The organism is Elioraea sp., assembly GCF_051860475.1.
Classification (GTDB): Bacteria; Pseudomonadota; Alphaproteobacteria; order Acetobacterales; family Acetobacteraceae; genus Elioraea.
In genome coordinates, this window is the sequence record NZ_JBHYDW010000268.1 from 1 (window position 1) to 2,195 (window position 2,195).

At 68.7% G+C, this 2,195-nt stretch carries 2 protein-coding genes; both read right to left on the reverse strand.

Translation table 11 applies throughout. The annotated features are described in order from the left end of the window. A partial coding sequence (gene eutB / locus ACTIFU_RS23505; RefSeq protein ID WP_439580757.1) for an ethanolamine ammonia-lyase subunit EutB occupies window positions 1–1,145 on the reverse strand: 1,145 nt, incomplete at its 3' end. 50 nt (window positions 1,146–1,195) lie between these two features. Next, window positions 1,196–2,026 (reverse strand): DMT family transporter, encoded by an 831-nt coding sequence (locus ACTIFU_RS23510; RefSeq protein WP_439580756.1) that lies wholly within the window; start codon window positions 2,024–2,026, stop codon window positions 1,196–1,198. Window positions 2,027–2,195: the final 169 nt, after the last annotated feature.

The window sequence follows — 2,195 nt, forward strand, 5'->3', positions numbered from 1 at the left end:
GTCAGCAGCGCGTCCATGTCGTCCTGGTCGGCCTCGGCGTGGTTGGTGTAGCAGACATCCACCCCCATCGGCAGGCCGAGCAGCTTGCCGCAGAAATGATCCTCGAGCCCCGCGCGGATGATCTGCTTGCCGTCGTAGAGGTACTCGGGACCGATGAATCCGACCACCGAGTTCACCAGCAGCGGATGGAAGGTGCGCGCGACCGCATAGGCGCGCGCCTCCAGCGTCTGCTGGTCGACGCCGTGATGTGCGTCCGCCGAGAGCGCGCTCCCTTGTCCGGTCTCGAAATACATCACGTTGTCGCCGAGCGTGCCGCGCTTCAGCGCCATCGCCGCCTCGCGTGCCTCCTCCAGCAGCGCAAGCGAGACGCCGAAGGAGCGGTTCACCGCCTCGGTCCCGCCGATCGACTGGAACACCAAGTCAACAGGCGCGCCACGCGCGATCGCCGTGAGCAACGTGGTCACATGCGCAAGCACGCAGGTCTGGGTGGGGATCGCATAGCGGTCGCGCACCATGTCGAGCAGATCAAGCAGACGGATCGTTGTCTCGACGTTGTCGGTGGCGGGGTTGACGCCGATCACCGCGTCGCCGGCGCCGAGCAGCAGCCCGTCCAGCGTGGACGCAGCGACCCCGCGCGGATCGTCTGCCGGGTCGTTCGGCTGGAGCCGCACTGAGAGCGTGCCGGGCAGTCCGATCGTGTTGCGGAGCCGCGTGACCACGCGGCCCTTGGCGGCGACAGCGATCAGGTCGGCGATGCGCATGATCTTCGAGACGGCGGCCGCCATTTCCGGCGTCAGCCCGGCACGCAGGGCCGTCAGCGCCTGGGTACTCGCCGCATCCGTGAGCAGCCAGTCGCGAAACTGCCCGACCGTCATGTGCGCGACGGGGGTGAAGGCGGCCGGGTCGTGGGTGTCGACGATCAGTCGCGTGACATCGTCGTGCTCGTAAGGGATCACCGTCTCGTCGAGGAAGCGTCGCAGAGGCAGATCCGCCAGCGCACGCTGCGCGGCGACGCGCTCGGCTGCGCTCGTGGCGGCGATGCCCGCGAGGGCATCACCCGAGCGGAACGGGCTCGCGCGTGCAAGCAGCGTGCGGAGGTCGGGGAAGACGTAGCGCGTGCCGCCGACCGCGTGGGCGAAGGCCATGGCCGGGAGCATGGCGGGACGCCGCCTGGACTCGCAAGAGGGTGTGCCCGCTATCGCCCCTGGCGCGCGACCTTCGCCTCGCGCAGCGTGATGTAGAGCGCCGAGCCGACGATCAGTAGTGCACCGGCGGCCATCCATGCGTCGGGCGTCTCGTTGAACAGCTGCAGCCCCGCGAGGGTGGAGAACACAAGACGCGTATAGCCGAGCGGCGAGACCACGGTGGCGTCGGCAAGGCGGAACGCGTTGATCCAGAGATGCATCCCGGCCGGCCCTGTCACCGCCATCAGGGTAAGCCAGAGCGCCTGCCACGGCTCGGGCACGGCAAGGAACGGGGCGGCGATCGGCAGCGAGCCGGAGAACGTGACAAGACCGATATAGAGCAGGATCGTCTCGGTGCGCTCGGTTGCCGAGAGCTTCTTGGTGGTGAGCACGATCCCCGAGCCGAACAGCGCGGAGAGCAGCGCGATGCCAATTGCGGGGTCGATGGTGACGTCGAGCGGCCTCGCCACCAGCACGACGCCGAGGAACCCGACGATCGTGGCGCTCCAGCGTCGCCAGCGCACGATTTCGCCGAGCACGGGCCCGGCGAGCGCGGTGACGAACATCACGGAGGTGAACGACAGCACCGTCGCGGTTGCGAGATCGAGCTTCTGGAACGACCAGTAGTAGAGCCCCCAGCACACCAGGCTGAACGTGCCGCGCGCGAGGTGCAGAGCCGGGCGTGAGGTGCGCAGCAGGCTCATGCCGCGACGTGCGAGCAGCGGGGCGACATAGACGATCTGGCCGGCCGCTCGCGCCAGCACGATCGTCGTCACCGGGACGGTGTTCGCGAGCAGCTTCACGAACACCACCTCGGCGGTGAACAGTACGGCCGCGGCCAATGCCAGGCCAGCGGCCCTGATGATCGGGGGGGTGGGGTCACGGGGGGGGGGTCCCCGAACCCCCCCCCGGGCCAAAAAAAAAAAGGACAAATGAAGCCGCCCGGTGGAGTTTGGGCGCGGGTGCAACTAGGGGCCCCGGGGGCCACAGGAGTTAGGCAGTGCCCCCCCA